We start from the raw sequence: 18,564 nt of genomic DNA, 5'->3' as shown, positions 1-18,564 counted from the left end.
CAAATCTAAATCTCCAAAAGGCTCTTAGTAGACACTACTTTAATCCCGTTTATACTTCAAACCATTTGAAGACAAGCCGCAGCCAACAGCTGCGGCTTTTTTTATGACTTGACGATACACTACTATTGCCACCTGGTGAGCAGTTGTTCTGCAGTACGTAATTTTTCCTCTAACGCATTCATGCGTTTTATTTTTTCTGGCAGGTTATCTCGATCAGCTTCCATCTCTTTTCTGGCTTTTTCAATATCTCTTTCCAAATCCTCAATATCCTTTTGCCAGCCTTCAATTTTATCTTCCCTCTTGGCGATTTCCTCTTCTACCTCTACTTTTTCTTCTTTTGCATCCTCAAGTTGTTTTTGCCATTCTTCGACCTGCTGGCTATAGAACTTTTGGTAGCTATAAGTTTCAAACTCATTAAGGATACGCTCTGCGGCAGCAAACGTATCACTAAATTGATCTTTGCTCGCATAAACATCATAACCAACACCAAAACCTAAACTTACAGTTGTGTTATCCTTAGCTGTAGTTGTAAGCTTGGAGTACACATCCAATGATTTACTGCTAATTGACTCTACTTGAATCTTCTTAGCTAAGTAAATCTCTCTCTCTCGGTTGCGGTCCTCTCGATCAACATCTACATTATAGCGGTCATCCCAAAACTCATCCCAAAGATCAATCACTCTGTCAGGAGCAATATTTATATTAATTTGGTATGCTGCTATTTCAACATCTTCAAATGACACTTTATTAATGGCTTGGGACTGCGCAAGCGCAGAAATTGATAATATAGCCATACTAAACAAGGATAAAAACACCTTTCTCATAATTACTTTTCTTTTAAATTTAATTCACTTATCCAACAGCGTATTCTCTGCTAGAGTTCGTTAATATAATTTTTTTAAAAAAAGTCAAATCAATATCGAACATCCGCCCCAAATTGATAGTTACAGCAGTATACATTCAATTACTAATTAAAATTAAAACCTATGCTACGCTACGCCCTGATATTTTTTATTGTTGCAATTATTGCTGGTGTTTTCGGATTTGGCGGTATCGCCGCCGGAGCTGCTGCAATTGCCAAAGTCATCTTCTGGATATTTCTGGTATTACTAGTCGTTTCCTTATTGTCAGGCGCAGTGAAAAAGATATAAAATTCCACTAGCCACCTATCGTAAACATGGGTCATCTCGAATTTTGGCTTAGGCCAAAACCCAAGCTGACTATAACTAAGAACTAGTCATTAAATAGCTGAAAAGAGTGATTTATCTGACTATTTGTACGAAACCCCTTGATTTCTATTCATGAAATCAAGGGGTTTCTTTTCTAACTATAGGTTTTTGGGTTGGTCAGCACGGATTTTGATGACAATCAAAATTCGGGATGACTCATTTTTTTTTACCAAACGAACACTTAGAGCTTGTCTGCCAGTGTCTTAAAGACGATTAATCAGCCGTTGGTCAGCTTCGTTAAATGATCGTTCTAAAAAGTCTTTCTTGATTTTTTGCACCTCCTGCCGAAACAATAATCGCTCTGTAGAGGAAAGCGTCTTGATCGCTTGCAATTGTCGCAACGAATAGATGATTTTTCTCGTCACTACTACATCACCAGCACAATAGGTTCTTAATGGGCTAAAAAGACTAAACAGAATCTCCTGCAACGGGCGGGCTGTCAACCAAACCAGCGCACCACCGTTTCCATCAACCGCACAGTTTCGCGGCCGATTATACAAGAAAGTATCCAGCAAACTCGTCAAAGAATCAATGCCACTAATTGCTGTAGCAGGGTCATTAATACCAGGGCTCATAGCCTTAACCGCAATTTCCACTACTTGTTTTAGCCCATGCAGGCGATCCGATTGCAAATCCTCCTGCACTTTAATGAGTAAACAGCCGAGTAGGTCATCCGCCAAATCTTCCTCTACCGGTTTCGATACCCGTAAAACCTCCTGCCCACGGAGAACAAACATGCCCGCATAAGGCAAAACATTCACTTTCAACTCGTGTTTTTCACACAAGGCAAGAAGCTCCATCGTCTCAATTTGCAAAAGGTAGCCAGAAGACGCACTATTAAGCGGTATCCAGTCTTCCAGGTCGTCGGGTAGGGCCTGGTTCGTCAACACATCATTGTCCGCATCCTTCTGGAGCTTATGCTGTGTACTCGCGTGTAGGTTGTGGAGAATGGTGTCAATACGCACCGAGTTAGAAATAGTTGTGATAAAGGAAATGAATAAAATAAGGCCAATTATACCAAAAACAATCGCCAGTAAAACCGAGATAATCGGTACGGATTGCTCTAAATCTGAGGGGCCAATTCTGGCCAAAACGGTGAGGTTGTAAATGATAGCTCCGAGGTAAAATCCTAAAATAAACTGATGTTGCCGTTGAGAAATCAAGCCCGGCAAAAGTCTTGGAGAAAACTGAGCAGATGCTTGGTTGAGCACCACCATAACCATCGAAAAGCTAAAAACAACCAAAGAAATCAAACCACCAGTAAGGGTACTGATGATTGAACGAGCGGTATCTACAGATGCTAGGGCCAGAAAGGCTAATTTTTCGTCGATTTGCTGCACCAATTCAGAATACCGGAGTGCAATAATCGCTAAACTGAGCAGCAGAAAACACAAGGCCAGCAAAAGAGGTAAAAACCAAATTTTGCGAGGTACAGCCTTTATTTGCTGCTTCAGTTGGCGAAGAATACTTTTCATTAAAAAAAATAAATTAATAGGCTTGTTTTACTTCGATCATATATGGGCTAAATCAAGCCCTATCTTCTCATATACCCGGCAGAACAAGTCTAGTGAAATCCTATTGGCAATATAGTATAAAATTTAAAGCTTGTGGGGGAATTTCATCGTGTAAAAAACGAACATAATGAGAAAAAAGAGGGTTCCATTAATAAATCTCCTACAGTAGTAAACATACTACCTTTTTGAAAATTTCAAACAACAACAATGTTTAGGTCTTTAATAAAAAACACCCTTCCAATATCCTGTTTAGCGCTCACCATCTTATTCAGTATTTCTAATTTAGCTGCCCAAAATGATAATGCAAGTGCATGGGTTGCTTTTGAGAAAAATTTCGAAATTGCTAACGTTGGGAATTTGCACCTGTTCGCGCCAACCAAAACTCAAAACGATCCCGACTTTACCTTCTATGGCACTCCTGTAGAACGAGGCCTCTACCGGCTTTTTTCTGCCAATTGGCGCGATGAACTCCCCAGTGATTTCAAAACTTACGCCCTGTATAAAATACGATATGGTGCCACTGACGCTTATCTCCTACGTTTCCATGGCCCAGGCACACAAAACATGATTGGGTTATTCACTAAAAAGAAGGATCAATTGGTATTTGTCCGTAACCTTGCCAATTACTATTGCAGCGAAAGTATGTGTTGGCAAATGGATAGCTGGCTACAAGATTTTGACGGCGATACTCGCTTGGATATCCTACAGAAAGCTCGCGTAGTGCAATTTACGCTCATGGGAGCGCCTGTGGATGAATACACACAAGTGCTGCGCCAAAACGAGGATGGCACCTTCTCCCCTACTGAGCAATTTTCAATAGCATTGAAAAACTACCTCTTTAAAACAAACGAACAATAAGCCCTCTAGATGATCTCACCTATTGCTTTCAATTTCTTGTGGGCCTGCCTCAAGGAAACCTTCCTTCAGTTTGGTGCAAATGCACTTATGCTACGCTCGGCAGCATTGTCTTATTATACCATATTTTCCCTGCCGCCATTTTTACTGGTTCTATTGCAGGCTACTTCGCTCTTTTATGATCAAGCAACCATTGAGCAGACGATTTTCAGTCAGCTGGGTGATTACTTCGGACAACAAAGCGCCGCACAGTTATCTGCCACCATTAACAATATTGGCTTATTTGAGCGCGAAGGGTGGTCACTCCTGGTAGGATTAGGAGGCATATTATTTACATCTACTACCATCTTTGTGACTATCCAAGGCACCATGAATATTATTTTCCACGCTGAAGAAGCTAGTAAAAAAATGGGCTGGTGGCAATACGTAAGAGGTCGCCTGATTGGTTTAGCACTGCTCCTCTCCATCGCCTTTATCCTTGTCATTACACTCACGCTCAATGCCTTGATAACGCGTTTTACCGCACATATTGCTGAATTTATACCAGACTTATCGACTGCGCTTCTGTATTTTATTTCCCTGACACTTCCCCTGTTATTGACGGGTTTGTTCTTCGCCTTTATCTTCAGGTATCTTCCTGATCGTAAAATCGATTGGTCTACGGCGAGATTAGGAGCAATTATTACGACTATCCTTTTCTTTATCGGACAATACGCTATTACTTTTTACATTGGCTTATCCAATACCGGCAACATGTACGAAGCGGCAGGATCGGTGATGGTAATTATGGTGTGGATTTTCTATGCTTCGGCTATTTTTTACTTTGGTGCACAATTTACAGCCGTTTACAATCAAAAAATCTCTTTAACAACTAAAGATGACTTTCGATCAAAGCGCGAAGCTTCTTTTTAGAAACCGTACCAATGAGCGTGTCTGAAACTTCTCCCTCTTTCATGATCACCGTGGTTGGTATCTTGGTTATCCCAAACTCCGTTGCGAGTTCTTTTTGCTCCTCAATATCAACAAATACCTTATGAATCTGGGGGAATTCCTCTATGAGGGCTCTAAGGTAGGTTCTGAGAATATGTGTTGACCCTGACCATGATGAAGAGAAAACGATCATAACTAACTGCTGTTTACTCTTTTCAAACCATGAACTAATAATTTTTTTTTCTGGTGTATTTGTAGACAAAACAAATGGGGCTTTTACGAAAAAAATAGAACTTACTACTGGCATTAACTGGATAATGACTAAAAGTGTTTGGTGCAAAAAAAGAAATCAGTGTAAAAATCCCCCAAACCTCTTTTGACATATTATTGCCTGTTCTAGTAAGTTAAGGCTGAGTTCTCTTCTCTCAAGTTGGAATGCTCTACATTTACAGACGCTCGCATCTTGGGGGGAGATGGCTGCTCGTCACTTACCGTTTGATCCCCCTGCCATTGCTCCCATAAACGTATGATAATAGGAAACAATGCAACCCATTTTCCATTACCCGGTTGCTGAAAAGCCTTGAACCCCTCCTGAAAGGTATCAAAAAAGGTATTTTCTCCCGCAGTTGCCTCCCTGGGCTTAGCACTCGAAAATTGTTTAAGTCCTGCTGTGATGGCTATAGGAATAATGGCTTTCCAACTTCCAAGTAAACCTCTTTTTCCAGTATCAATTGCTGTTTGAACTTTGAGGTGCAAGAGTTCACGGGCAACATCTGCTTCCTTTTGCAAACGAAGCTTTTCTTTCCTTAACTCTTGGATACTGTCTATTTGATGTAATTGCATATTATAAAATGGTTGAGTGGTTAATGAATTGGCCTGAATACTACTTAAGTATTGCGCATAAAATAAAACACGATTTTTTATAAGACTTTCAAATAGTTAACCCGCTTAAAATGAACCGCTTGATTAACTATTATGAAAGTCAAAATCGTGTTTTATTTTCGTGCTGTTCCTAAAAAGCGCAGCAACAACCTTTTCCACAATAGGGTTCGTGAAAAAGTATTGCCGGCCGACAAACAAACCTAAACCCAGTAATAGGTACACCCCACTGAGGAGTAAAAAGCTATCTGCAAATGAGAATCCAAATGATTCTACCAATAAAAAACCGACCGCTACACTTAGTACACACAAAAAGACGGGCAATAAGGCAAGCAGGATAAACCCAGTAGCCAAAGAAGCGGTCATGCTAGCCATTTTTTCGGCTGCATCCAGCTTCGCTATTTGAATCTTCCGTTCTGCAAAAACCTCAAAATAGCCAATAGCCTCTCCCAGGTCTTCTGTAAAATCAGTGCTCGTTGGTCGTATCATTTTTATTGTTTTGTTTTACTTTTTATACTAATGAAACCCTTATTTAAAGGGTGGTGTTCGCTTAGACCTACCTATATTAAGTGAACTCAAATTTTGCCATCTTCCAAAAACAATTATTCCCTTCCGACCGAACATCATCACCACTATCTCAGTTACATAGACAAATCAAAAACAATTAATTATGAGCGCATTTAGTGATCAAGTAAAAGGAAACTGGAATCAAATCAAAGGTCAACTCAAGCAAGAATATGGCCAACTTACCGACGATGACCTCGCCTTTCAAGAAGGTAAGGAAAACGAAATTTTAGGTCGGCTACAAGAAAAGCTTGGTAAAACGAAAGCCGAAGTAAAAGATATTATTGACAGCATCGGCAAGTAACCCCGAAACTGCTGATTCAACCAGTTGATTTCAATTTTAACCAAAAAACCACTTTACAATGAAAACCACATCCATCTTATTTACACTTATGATCTCATTGATTTCTTTTGGCTCCCTTACCAGTTGTGACAACAACACTACTGCCGAAGAGAAAATGGAAGAAGCCGCTGACGATATGGATGATGCCGGCGAAGAAATCGCTGATGCATTCCGCACCGACAGCCAAGAGCTAAAAGCAGATCTGAAAGAAGCACGCGATGATATTAACGAGCGTATTGAAAAGCTGAAAAACAACATGGGGAACGCTTCAGCAGAAGCCAAAGCGGACATGTCAGAAGAAGTTGAACGGCTAGAATCATGGGGACAGGAGATCGACAACCGAATGAATAAAATCGGGGACTCTATTTCGGACGGCTGGCAAGAATTCAAGTCAGACACCCGTAAAACGCTTGATCAAATCAACCAACAGATGGCTGAGGTTATTGAGTAATCGTTGCTGTTTTTATGATTACGCACGATACAAGGGAGGCAGGTCAATACGACCTGCCTCCCTTCTACTATTGCCGAAAAATACAAGCCCCCACTTTCATCAAATAATGTATTCTCTTTTTTTGATACCAAACTTCCGCATCTTAGACATGAGCGTACGGTCGTTTAGCCCTAGCAGTCGGCCCGCTCCTTCCGGGCCGGTGATTCGGCCATCTGTCCGCTTGAGCGCTTCAATAATATAGTTCCGTTGCATTTCTTCGAATGTAGGAAAACTGGTTTCCAACAGGTCATGATCCTGATGTTTGTCCAGCGGAATTCTCAACGTTTCTTCATTGCAAAGTACGACTGCTCGTTCAATGATATTCTCTAACTCTCGCACATTACCTGGGAAGTGGTAGCTGTTTAAACGTTCTAAATCTGCTGCATTTATTTTGGCAATCTTTTTACCCAAGCGCTGAGCAAAACGGCGAACAAAATGCTCCGCCAACACAGGAATGTCCTCTGGGTGTTCTCGTAAAGGAATATTTACGATTGGAAAAACATTGAGTCGGTAGTACAAGTCAGCACGAAAACGCCCTTCTTTCACCATGGCCTCCAGTGAGCGATTCGTTGCTGCTATCAGGCGCACATCCACTTTGGTCGTCTCTGTCCCCCCTACCCTCTCGAACTCTCCTTCTTGCAAGACTCTCAAGAGCTTAGCCTGTAAAGCCAGTGGCAGCTCTCCTACCTCATCGAGAAATATAGTCCCTTTATTAGCTAATTCGAAGCGGCCTTTTTTTCGTGCTTGTGCACCTGTAAAAGCTCCTGGTTCATGGCCAAACAATTCACTTTCGATCAAATTCTCTGGCAGGGCAGCACAATTGACCTTTATCAGAGGATAGTCCTCACGCTCGCTTAGTTCGTGCACAGCGCGCGCTAATAATTCTTTCCCTGTACCGGTTTCTCCTAAAATTAGCACGGTCGTATCAGCATCAGCAACCTGGCTGACCTGCCGTAGCACTTTTTGATACTTGGGGCTAACCGTCACAATATTATCTACCCTGTAATCAGCACTCACCTCTTCCCGTAGCATCACATTTTCTTCTTGCAGACGAGCGCTCAACTCTTCAATACGACTTTGGGCTTTTTCAATTTCTTTTCGTCGTAAATAACGCTCTGTAAAGTTCCTTCCGATAATTACCAGAAAACGATTTCCTTCCTGGTGGATCTCACTAAAAGTAAGCTCTAAATACACCGTATGCCCTTGCTGTGATGGCATACTGTATTCAATAGAAGTTCCCGGTACTACTTTGTTTAGCTTTAACTGAGGAAAAACCCGGTGCAATTGTTGGCCTTCCCAATCTTCTTTTTGGCCGCCAATATAATTGACCATTGCCCGATTCAGATACTGTACTTCACCAGATTCCTTTAACCAAACAACCACTTCTTCTCCTGCTTCCAGGGCGGCATAAGAAAGCTTCAGCGCTAAATCACGCTTTTTCTTTTTATTTAAATCCCGAAAGTAGATACACTTATATTCTTCCCCGTTATAGTTAATATAATTGAAGTTGGCCTCAAGTACCATTTCCTGGCCTTTTTTGCTTAGCAAAACAACTTCTTTTCGAATTTCACCACATTCTCGCAATTCTTCCCAAACATCCCCTTGCTGAAACGATTCCTGGGTAAATAAATGCTTGATGCTTTTGCCATTCACTTCTTCTTCTGAATAACCTGTCTTTTTAAGAAACCGTTCATTAGAATACTGGACGATCCCATTCGGGCGCGACCATAAAATCATATCACGTGTACTATCCAGCGTAAATTCCAACAGGTCACGACGCCGGCGGCGCGCTTTGGCCATTGTTATGTCACGGCAAAAACTACAGGCAATTTCCTCCCCACCAAAAGACAAATAATTCACAATCACCGAAGTATCAATCAGTTCTCCGTTTTTGCCGGTAAGCATAAAATCTGCGTGGAAACTTTTTTCCTTTCTCAACCGCTCCCAAAACATCAACCGAGCCTCCTCATCAAAATAAGGGGCAATGGCCTTCACCCCCATTCCCTGAAAGTCCTCAGATTTATATCCCAGCTTTTGAGCAGCTATGTTATTCACATACCGAAAAGAACCGTCAGGACATGTCCAAAAAATCAAATCTGGCGCATTATCAGTGCTAAACTGGGTCAGCTCCAAAAGCTTATTTCGCTCTTTATTAAGGGTTATATCACGTAAATAAACACATAGCAATTCCTGCTTATCGTGCCGGACAAAGTTGGTACTAAAACTCGCAATGATCTCGTTGCCTTTTCTTGAGGTTATTTTAAATTCACCACTAGCAAACTTTTCACTTCGCTGGCTATCCCAAAACGCTTGGTAAGCTTCCTTTGTATTGCCCACAACAAAATCACCTACCTTCAATTTAGATAAATCTGATTGGGTATATCCCATCCGATTCAAGAAGGATTGATTCGCATAAACAACTTGGCCATCCTCACGGAGCCAATAAATCATATCCCGAGCATGATCCAGGCTAAACTGTGCCAGTTTACTACCATCCAGTTCTTGCCGCTTAGAAAAGGGCAGAGACAAAGTACCGACTACTTGCACCGTATGTAGTGCATTGGTTAAGCTGGCACCGCTTACTGATAACCTTGGATATTCAAAGTCTTCTTGCAACAAGACCTCTTCTTCAAAAGGGGCGCCCTCTCGTAAAGCCTGCTCAAATTTATCTTTAAGTTTAGTCCAACTTTTGGGCACCAGACAAGCTGCCATCTTTTCTTCAAAAACTTCATTGGCCACGATAGTCTCTTCTTCAGTAGTTTCCCACTTAAAAAAGGACATCACAAGGGAAGACAAGTGCCATTGCTTACGTAAAGCGTCGTAGCGCCAATAACCCGTATTTGTTTGTAAACTAAGAGAGGAGAGCTGTGCTTTTTTGCCGGTATGCGCTATTTGATCATCAATGAAAGCAAAAGCCAATTTCTTGTCAATAGACACTATCGTCACCTCTACTGGCCTAAGAAGTGCACCACTCATTGCCAGGTCTGTAGTATAACGTAGAAAACCTTCTTGTTGTAGTTGTTTCCAGGCTGCCTTCCAGGCAATGAGCGTCAGGTGAGCATCGATACCTGCCCAAGACCGGCCAAGCAATTCCTGCTCGGTAAACTGCAATAGATGTGCAGCTTCTTCATTGACACAATGAACCAAGCCGCTATTTGCAACTAGAAGAATGGGATGGGGGAAATCCTTAACAAACTCCGCCTGTGGTGGTATTAATGGTGTCTCCAAAATCAAATGGCATCATTTTGTCGGGGTAAATTTACATCCAAACGATAGTATAACAAGTAAAAGTACTTTTTTTTGTAGTAATACGATAATCTACTCATTCATCCATTCCCCACTCCTATTCCCCCAACAAAAAAGAGAGCAGCGCATACCATAAAACCAAAACCGAACATCTAAACATTAAAATTGGTTTAAAATATAAAAACCAATAGATATGAACCTTAATTACTACGACAATCTGGTTGAAGCTACGCAAGAACTCAGTAAAAGAGGTTTTGATAGTGAATTCAAATTCGACGACAATCGTTTGCTAAGTATACAAAACAATCATGTTTATCAGGCAAAAGATTTACTAATTGTCGAATATCACCGCTTTGAAGGCATGACTAACCCCGCCGATAGTTCCGTCATCTTCGCTATTGAAACTAATACAGACGAAAAGGGAACCGTTATTATGAGCTATTCAACAGATGCCAACATGGAGCTTGTTTCTTTTATTGATAAGATAAAGGTAAAAGTATCTCATCAGAACCAGAATCAGAAAGTGGCTTAGTGCTTTTACACTATAGAACGAGAACTGATCTTACCAGTGCGATTACGCAATTATACGACGAGGTCCCCCTTGCCCGCCAGGGTCAAAAAGCAGCAAACTGCCTCAAAACGCCTGCCCAAACGCCAGCACAAACCGTGGCTTTCGATTAGGTGAGGTTCCTGTATTGCCTTCATAAGGAATTGAAACAGGCTTGGCCACATCGATCCTGATCAACAAAAAAGATAAATCTACACGTACACCTGCTCCGGCATCAACGGCCAGCTCCTGCGCAAACCGATCCACACTAAAATCTGCAGTAGTGGGCTCTTCTTCTGTTTTATACAACCATACATTGCCCGCATCGGCAAAAGCTACGATTTGAAACATTTGCCCCAGCTGGTAGCGGGCCTCCAGGCTACTCTCAAACAAGACATTCCCGTAGCCATTTTGCCCCAGTAAATTATTATCTAAAGGCACCGTGACACCAGGGCCTAAACCACGAGGGATAAACCCTCTGAGACTATTAGGTCCCCCCACCGTATACAAGTCAAAATAAGGTACTATCGCCCGGCCACCCAAAGGTGCTGCAACGCCCATGTGGGCGCGAGCGGCCAGGGTTATAGACCTGTTAACCTCGAAGTAATAGCGTACATCCGCCTCCGGTTGCAAGTAATTGCTATTCTCCGCGGCCAATGATCGTTCATTGCTTCCTACGGGTAATATTCTGTTGAAAACCAGCCCTAACTCCAAGCTGGCAAAGAAGTTATGAGGGCTTGGCTTGGTAGTCTTCCTGCGTAGGCGAGAATCGTAGGTCCAGCCGTAGGCTGGTCCCCAAAGAAACATGCGATCCAAGCGCCCCAAGCCACTCAAACCTTGGGTAAAACCCAGTGAACGGCTCAAACTCAACAACTCCTCGGTAGCAACCTCAGGATTTTGATAGCGAAGTCGTAAGACAGTGAAAACGCTTGAAATAATAGGTTTCCGCCGCCAACTGTAGGCGTACTCTCCACTCACCTGCCAGAGCCGCACGCCGGAAGTAGCATTCGCATCATCAGCCAGCAACATCCCCAGCTGCTGAAAATCATTGTCTTCGATTTCTGTGGCAAAACGATTCAGCTGCAACCGGATACTTTCCATTTTAAAGCCCAGCTGGATACTCGTACTGCTTTGTAGAAAAGTGGGCAAAATTCTTTCCCGCTGTGGTAACCAAAACCGGGGAATTTCCACGCCTGCCTGGAGGCTAAAAATACCGGAGCGTGGTATTCTGCTTTCGTTGACTGGCCCCAGGAAAAAGTTATAAGTCACATCACCTTCCAGGGTAAACAACTCTGCTCCTTGCCGAAGATTTCTATTCGTGTAATTGAAGCCAAACTCAGGACCAAAATACCGGCCGCTATTATAGGCTGCACCGACCTCCCCCGAAATAGACCGAGGCAACTGGGGCGACAGGTTAATCACCAAATCCAATAGACTATCTTGTCCGTTGACGGGTTCATAATTAAGACTGATATACTGAAAAGTATTGAGGTTGGCCAGGCGTTCAATCGTTTGTTCATGCGCTTGAGGGTTATATAACACTCCCGGCCGCTGTGCTACCGCTTCAGCCATTATTTCGGGGCGCAGTGGACAATCTTTGCAAATAATCTGTAAACCCTCATACCATGTTGTGTCACTCAGGCCCAGTTCTTGATCACGACGATTGTAATTACTGAAAATTTTTATTCGATACAAACGCTGTGGAACCAGATGGCGAGGGGCCAGGCCATCTTTTAATTTCAAAAGCAACTTTACGCCATGCTCATTGCCAATCGTATCCCCGAGGAAATCTAAATCCTGAGCAGAAAAATAGTAAAACCCTTGCTCCCTTAATCCATTTTCAAGCCGCTGTTGTTCCAATTTCAGTTGCCTCAACGTGTAACGCCCTCCTTCTACCAAAAGGCTTTTATTACTAAGGCTATCGACAACCTTGGCAACAGAACCATCGCGAATGGCGTACCTGATGGTGTCAATACGATAAGCCTCTCCTACCTTCAATTGATATTTTACCTGAATCGCTTTTTGTTGCTCAATAGTATCCGTGGTATACGATGCTAAACTATAAAAGTGCCCCTCGTTTGTTGCACGGTTTTGCAAGATCTCCAGCATCTGCTGACTTTGGCGATCCTGATAAAAAGCGGGTTCCCTTCCGATCCCTTTACCTAACCACCGTAAAGGGGCATTTTTTCGATAATACCACCACACGCGCCAACGAGGGCTGGTCCGCTGTGAGATGCTCTCCATAGCTTGCTCACGCAATTTAGCCGTGTTTACACTATCGACTGCGACCAAATCCAGGCTCGCCCCTTTGAGGAGATATTCATTGGCGGGCAAATAACGCTTCACCTGACAGTTACTGAGTAAGGCCAGGAGTAAAAAAAGAGATAAAATGTATCGTAGCGTTCTTTGCATAAATTTTTCAAGCTTTATTTTTTCTCCCAAAAGAAACGATCAAAGTCTTTACTGAATACCAGCCGGCCACCAAAGCGGATCGTGTTCCCTCCCACAAATTCATTACGATCACGATCATTGAAGAGCTTAACCCGTAGGTTTCCATCAGGATCCAAGAGATAGGCGACCGACACGTTATCAATATAGGTTTGCGCATCCCCCCCTTGCGTATCTGCCTCTGCTGCCGTATTGGTGACCCCATCAACACTGACAATCAAACGGTCATTAAAGAAACTTTTTTGCAAACTCAGCCGGAGGTTATAATTTTGCTCACCAGTACTTGTCTGGTTGTTTTCCACGCCCAGGTCAAAATCTACGAAGCCTAGCTGACTGTTCACCAACTGGCTCAATGCATCCCCTACAGCACCAGCTACCCCATTAACGATATTGTCCTGTGAATCACCTCCAAAGTCTACCTTCGGAATGACAAAACTCTTGAAGGTAATCAGCATAATAGCTGTATAATAAACCTTGCTCTGGTCACGGCGAAGTTCATCAAGTGCTGAGTTTACGGCATCAAAATTTTGGTTACCGTAGTCGTCTTCCGGATACAATATATCGGCTTTGATGTCCATACCGTCCAAGTCTCCCTCGAGGTCTAGTGAAACGAGGAAAGTTTCTCGCTGCCTTAATCCTGTTTCTGTGGAAGTACCCGACATAGATTCCACCAATGTTAGTGGACTGGCCTTAATGGTATTCGTTATGGTGAGGTCAAACTGAGGATTAGTGGGGTTACCTGTAAAGGAAATCCCACTGCCTGCTTTCAAGTCAAAAGTATAGGATTGTAACCCTTCCAAAACCATATCATAAGCGCCACCGGCCATTTTAATCTGCCCAGTCATCTGCTGCTGTCCCGTGGGATACTGAATAAACGTAATATTCCCATTCCCTCGGCCAGAAAACTCCTGTTGAGTGATAGGGTCAACAATGACCCGAATGCGTAATTTTTCGTTGATTTTGAGATTAGTTTCCAGGTAGGCCCCACTCACTTCGGAGATTAAAGTATCCCGCTTTTCATTGGCGATGATCTCGTCCCACTCGTAGGTTTCGGCGAAGGTAATAACACCCTGTGTCGTTTCAACACGGGCCTGGTCCGTCGCAGAATAAGCATAAGTCAGGTTTGACTCACTACTAGGGGATGCCGCAACAATCAGCCGGGGCTCTGTTGCCGTTCCACCGATGGTTACATCAGCATCCACACGCAAATAACCATAGAAAAGGTCATTGTCTTTTTCTGTAGAATTAACAGCCAAAAAGTCCTTTGTCCGCGCCTGTAGATCAAGCTGAATATTATCCAAAGCGTTAACGACGATCCTTCCATCGAGCGTAGCGTTGTTGTTATTAACATCCAAAAGGGTGAACTGGTCAAAGCGCATCGTATTTCCGTCGAAGCGGATGCTTTGGTCGTTAAGCTGGTAGCTACTTCCAAGAATACTGATCGACAAAACGGCATCTCGGAAGTTTACCTGCCCATCTATTTCAGGTTTATTAACGGCACCTCGAATATTCAGGTCTCCCTGTAAATACCCCTCCGTCTTTGTCAGATAGCCCAGCGAGAAAGGCTCAATACTGGCAAGCTGTAGTTGCTGCATGTCCAACTGTAAATCCAATACTCCCCCGTCTCTGTAGGCACCATTTATCGACACTTCATTTCCTGCACCATTCAAACTGGCAGACATCTCGAAATTGGTATTATCTTCTGAACTAACCGCCACTGCAAAATCTCCCATCGCTTGTTCGTAATAAGCCAACTGTGCAATTTCCAGATCAGCGCGAAGCCCCGGTTCTGTAAAAATTTCATCCAGGTAAAAGTGGCCGTTCATAATCCCCCCCAAGAGTACTTCCTCTGAGTTGATCAAACTACTAAAGCGTGCCAAATTCACATCATCGAAGCCAATAGACAATCCATTTTGCTCGGTATCCTCAATACGAATTGCACGATCATTGCGGCTAAGCTCCCAGTCTTTTACACGAACGGTACTGTCTTTAACAATGATGGCATTGTCTTCTGGCAATCGCCATTCTAAAAAATTGATCACCTGCGTCGGCTCCAGAGAAATCTCCTGCCCTCTTATCGACTGCTGCCAATTAAAAGAAAGCTGGTGCCTTAGTTCTTCCTTAGCAAATACCTTCATGGTTGTATTTACACCTCCCTCTATTCGCTTACTTTCCACACTTGTTTGCCCAATGACAATATCTTCACCGATGGTAATATTCCGCCAATCACCGTTGAGCGCAAATTGTTGCTCATCGCCTTCCGCATTCAACTTCATCCCTTCCAGCACAATACCACTGTAATTCAGCTGCTCTAGTTGCAAATCAAACAACAACGCCGGCGTTTTATCTCGATAATTCAGACTAAAGTTAAAAGGCGAAAGCTCGGTCAACCCTGGTATTATGCCCGAAACGAAAGGCCGCGGATTGGTCAAATCTATTTCCAAATCAAAATTGCGGCCATTGACAACGGGGTCCCCTTCAAAAGGGTCTTCGTCCAGATAGGATTGCAAAAACCGGATAAGTTCCGGTACCACTTCTACGGGATCAAAAAAGCCACTCAGCCTACCCTCCAACACATCACTATTGATGCTCACCAGATTGTTTCCCTGATCCAGTTTTGCCAAAATAAGCATACTGTCAATGTAAGCGGCAGCCCCTTCACCACGCAGGAGGATGTTGTCCAAATAAATCCGCCCATCCAATTGATCGGCCTCCAGGCCCGTACTATTGACTTCCAATTTTCCCGACCCCAGTAGCGGTCGATCGCTAAGCTGCCAGAAATTGAGGTCAACTTTTTCAAGATCAAGATTTGCACTCACTGTAGCAACACTATCCTGCATTTGGTAGCTTCCTTGCCCGGTTCCCCGTAAATAAGGGTGAGAAAAAACGAGCTGCGCACGGTAGTCTTCCTCCTCAATTGCTGCATTAAGATCCAACAACTGGCCACGCTCTTCTTCCGTCAGACGGGTATGGATACTGGCCGTCAAAATGGGTTCTAAACTTCCTGTTGCTTGTATTTCCATCCGTAAGGGCTGCAATGCTAGACTAGCAATAGTGTCATACATCGCCCCTTTAAAAAAACCAGCCAATTCCGCATCAAACAAATCAAGGTCAAGCGAAAAATCCTCTGGATGATAAACCCCACTAATACGACCATTACCATTACTCGTTTGGATAGGTAAATCAAATGCGAGGTCATCCAGTTTGCCTTTTATTGTAGCGTTTTCTATCCGAAGGTCAGGCGTATTCAAATAAGCCGGCAGCAAGCTATCAGGCAATAATGGCAAAACATCAGTCATTGCTACCTTCAGGTCATTTACCTTTATATCCAGCGCAAGCGACTCCGGCTTCAGTATTTCTCGCAAGCTCCCTCCCATTTTAAGGTAGGATGTTCTCCCGGGAAGGGAAAGCTGAAAGTCAACGTTCAAATCATCAATGGGCCCACTGAGGGAGCCCGTCGCTTCTAGATAATCTGGAATTTGATAACCTTCAGGTAATGCCTTGGGGGGCAGATAGGCCAGGATACTTTGTTGGGTCACAAACAGGGTATCCATTGCTACATCAAATGTTGCCTTTTTATAATCATCGGCCTTCAGGATTTCCCCCTTCACCAAAAACTGCGTCCAAAATTGGCTCATTGAACGTTCCTCTCGGGCCTGTAAATTCAATGATAGGTTTTGGTTTAAATAGCTTAGCTGCCCTTGTGCACTAATAAGCCGGGGCCACTCAATATAATCGGGCAACAAATCAGGTGGTAAGAGTACTTTTACTTTTCCCGGCTGTACCTGAAAACGATCCAATACCAACCTCCCTCCTATTTTATCAGGGTTCAGTGGCTGGTAAACTTCCCCTTTTGCTCGCACATCTACACCAGGTGCCTTAACCTGCAGCTGACGGATATCAAGCTGCTCACCCTCGCTGGATAAATGAGCCAAAAAATCAACGCTACTCCCCGGATAGTCTCGCAGCCAAGGCGAAGTAAGACTAGCAGGAAGCAACAATAACAATTCACTGATCGCTAGGCCGCCCTGTGCGTCCAAAGTAAGATCCAAGTCATTACTAAGGCTGTCTGCCGGAAAACCATAACGGATTTTTTTTGCATCAAGACTACTCCCCTCCGTATTCAGCACCAAATTATCTACAACCAAAGCAGTGGAATCATAAGCTAAATCACCACTCAGTTGATTGAGCTGCAAACCACCTTGATCTTTAGCCTGAAACTCAATAATTTCAGCCACCAATTGAGTCCCTGAAAAATCGAAATCCGAAAGCTCGCCATTGATGGCATTAATGGCAATATGATTAAGATCAAAACCATCTTCTGTAGGTGCAATCGGGGTATCGTATTTTAGGTTCGCCCCTTGCAAGTTCAAATCAGCAAAAGAGGCTACCGTTGTTTCCCCTAGGGTAGTTCGAAGTTTTTCCACCTGTAAAACAGTAAAAGCCGACTGCACTTCCAGGCTATCCATCGTCAAGCTAAAGTTCACCTCCTCCAGCAGTAAATTCTGGCAAGCTGCAACAATGGCTGCCCTTGTTGCCGTCGTATCAACAGGCGAAGCATCAGTTGGGCCTAATGCCACTTTAATATCTGCTTTTTGGAGAAAAAGTCGTTCAAACAGGAAAGACTGCTTTTCGATATCAATCACATCATCAGCAACGACCACACCCTTTCCCAGTTGCCAATCAACCAACAAGCCACCAGGGTCATCCTGGTAGTAGAGGTCAATATCATTAAGCCCCAGTGTTGTTTGTTCTAAATTAAACGTCCAGGCCGAAGGAGCAACAGGGTCAGCCACAGGCGTTATGGTCGTAGTATCGGCAGGCGCGAAGGCATCAATGATAAATTGAAAATTGCTACTACTATCGGTGGTGATTATCCTGGCGTACACGTCTTCCAGCACCACTTCGCCTATGCTTATCTCTTGGCGCAGCAAGGCCCACATATCCAGGTCCACCTTCAGGTATCCCAGGCGGGCAAGGCGGTCTCCATTTGGGGTGTTGATATAAACATCCTGCAACTGTAAATATTTGGGGATACCCAAGCCAAAGCTACCAATACCTACTTCCGTTTTCAAGGTTTGCTCCAGGTACGAATCAGCCTGCTTCGTCACCCAATTTTGCACAGGTTCCGTATACAAGGCCGCTATCAAGAGCAACAGCAAAAACACCAGGCTCAGCAAGAGCCCTACTGCCACCTTTAAAATCCGTTTAATTCCGTTATTCAACAATGTCGGGGTTGATTATTTAACCATTATGAAACCTGATTTAGCGGACTTTGTTCGTTCCATCAGACTCATCTATTGGCTTATACCAAAGGTAATACGAAAATCAGGAAGTTGAACCAGGTAAACCATCGAACCATTATGGGCCTCCGCCTACCTGCGGTGGCGTCAGGCTGTCCGTCCTTGCAGTCCTCCCATCCTTAGTCCCTGCGCGCTCCGCTTACCGCGCTCACCTGTTCGGTTCGCGGATTGGATCTTTGGGGTAAAGGCCTGCAAAATCGAATAAAAAAGCGGCCA

The 18,564-nt window shown here is 43.5% G+C and carries 14 protein-coding genes; 6 read left to right on the top strand and 8 right to left on the bottom strand.

Annotated features, from left to right (window positions below; all coding sequences use genetic code 11):
- Positions 1 to 122 precede the first annotated feature (122 nt).
- Positions 123 to 824: a hypothetical protein gene (locus A3EU_RS0126470; protein ID WP_020539209.1), complete on the bottom strand. Its 702-nt coding sequence runs from the start codon at positions 822 to 824 to the stop codon at positions 123 to 125.
- Between the two features lie 162 nt (positions 825 to 986).
- Here A3EU_RS0126470 and A3EU_RS33735 point away from each other — a divergent pair, with 162 nt between their 5' ends.
- Entirely contained in the window at positions 987 to 1,151 is a 165-nt protein-coding gene (locus A3EU_RS33735) for a DUF1328 family protein (RefSeq protein ID WP_020539208.1), read from the top strand.
- A 281-nt stretch (positions 1,152 to 1,432) separates the two neighbouring features.
- Here A3EU_RS33735 and A3EU_RS0126460 read toward each other — a convergent pair whose 3' ends face one another.
- On the bottom strand, positions 1,433 to 2,704 hold the full coding sequence (locus tag A3EU_RS0126460) for a DUF2254 domain-containing protein (protein WP_020539207.1): 1,272 nt from the start codon (positions 2,702 to 2,704) through the stop codon (positions 1,433 to 1,435).
- A 246-nt stretch (positions 2,705 to 2,950) separates the two neighbouring features.
- Between A3EU_RS0126460 and A3EU_RS0126455 the strand changes: the two genes are divergently transcribed.
- Together A3EU_RS0126455 and A3EU_RS0126450 are read left to right on the top strand one after the other, a co-directional pair.
- Positions 2,951 to 3,601 (top strand): hypothetical protein, encoded by a 651-nt coding sequence (locus tag A3EU_RS0126455; protein ID WP_020539206.1) that lies wholly within the window; start codon positions 2,951 to 2,953, stop codon positions 3,599 to 3,601.
- Positions 3,602 to 3,610: 9 nt separating this feature from the next.
- The gene (locus A3EU_RS0126450; RefSeq protein ID WP_020539205.1) at positions 3,611 to 4,510 is read left to right on the top strand and encodes a YihY/virulence factor BrkB family protein; all 900 of its coding nucleotides are present in this window, start codon (positions 3,611 to 3,613) and stop codon (positions 4,508 to 4,510) included.
- Here A3EU_RS0126450 and A3EU_RS0126445 read toward each other — a convergent pair.
- The 3 genes from A3EU_RS0126445 to A3EU_RS0126435 form a co-directional block, all read right to left on the bottom strand.
- Positions 4,470 to 4,790 carry a thioredoxin family protein gene (locus A3EU_RS0126445; protein WP_169433402.1) on the bottom strand — a complete coding sequence of 107 codons (321 nt, stop codon included), beginning with the start codon at positions 4,788 to 4,790 and terminating at the stop codon, positions 4,470 to 4,472. The two genes, A3EU_RS0126450 and A3EU_RS0126445, sit on opposite strands and share 41 nt — an antisense overlap.
- 134 nt (positions 4,791 to 4,924) lie before the next feature.
- Positions 4,925 to 5,371, bottom strand: coding sequence for a hypothetical protein (locus A3EU_RS0126440; RefSeq protein WP_020539203.1), 447 nt, complete (start codon positions 5,369 to 5,371; stop codon positions 4,925 to 4,927).
- A gap of 123 nt (positions 5,372 to 5,494) precedes the next feature.
- Positions 5,495 to 5,896 carry a hypothetical protein gene (locus tag A3EU_RS0126435; RefSeq protein ID WP_020539202.1) on the bottom strand — a complete coding sequence of 134 codons (402 nt, stop codon included), beginning with the start codon at positions 5,894 to 5,896 and terminating at the stop codon, positions 5,495 to 5,497.
- A 181-nt stretch (positions 5,897 to 6,077) separates the two neighbouring features.
- Between A3EU_RS0126435 and A3EU_RS0126430 the strand changes: the two genes are divergently transcribed.
- Both A3EU_RS0126430 and A3EU_RS0126425 read left to right on the top strand, forming a co-directional pair.
- Complete coding sequence (locus A3EU_RS0126430; protein WP_020539201.1) at positions 6,078 to 6,275, top strand: CsbD family protein; 198 nt, start codon at positions 6,078 to 6,080, stop codon at positions 6,273 to 6,275.
- A gap of 58 nt (positions 6,276 to 6,333) precedes the next feature.
- A complete protein-coding gene (locus A3EU_RS0126425) occupies positions 6,334 to 6,765 on the top strand; it encodes a sll1863 family stress response protein (protein ID WP_020539200.1) in 432 nt (143 codons plus the stop codon).
- Between the two features lie 99 nt (positions 6,766 to 6,864).
- Here A3EU_RS0126425 and A3EU_RS33340 read toward each other — a convergent pair whose 3' ends face one another.
- A complete protein-coding gene (locus A3EU_RS33340; protein WP_156825914.1) occupies positions 6,865 to 10,032 on the bottom strand; it encodes a sigma 54-interacting transcriptional regulator in 3,168 nt (1,055 codons plus the stop codon).
- Between the two features lie 211 nt (positions 10,033 to 10,243).
- Between A3EU_RS33340 and A3EU_RS31980 the strand changes: the two genes are divergently transcribed.
- Positions 10,244 to 10,582 (top strand): hypothetical protein, encoded by a 339-nt coding sequence (locus A3EU_RS31980; protein WP_020539198.1) that lies wholly within the window; start codon positions 10,244 to 10,246, stop codon positions 10,580 to 10,582.
- A 102-nt stretch (positions 10,583 to 10,684) separates the two neighbouring features.
- Here the strand turns inward: A3EU_RS31980 and A3EU_RS0126410 are convergent, their stop codons facing one another.
- Both A3EU_RS0126410 and A3EU_RS0126405 read right to left on the bottom strand, forming a co-directional pair.
- The gene (locus A3EU_RS0126410; protein ID WP_044086975.1) at positions 10,685 to 13,009 is read right to left on the bottom strand and encodes a BamA/TamA family outer membrane protein; all 2,325 of its coding nucleotides are present in this window, start codon (positions 13,007 to 13,009) and stop codon (positions 10,685 to 10,687) included.
- 14 nt (positions 13,010 to 13,023) lie between these two features.
- Complete coding sequence (locus tag A3EU_RS0126405) at positions 13,024 to 18,270, bottom strand: translocation/assembly module TamB domain-containing protein (RefSeq protein WP_044086974.1); 5,247 nt, start codon at positions 18,268 to 18,270, stop codon at positions 13,024 to 13,026.
- Positions 18,271 to 18,564 lie beyond the last annotated feature (294 nt).

Origin of the sequence: Lewinella cohaerens DSM 23179, from assembly GCF_000379805.1 — a bacterium.
Lineage (GTDB): Bacteria > Bacteroidota > Bacteroidia > Chitinophagales > Saprospiraceae > Lewinella > Lewinella cohaerens.
This window is presented reverse-complemented; position numbering and strand designations above follow the sequence as displayed.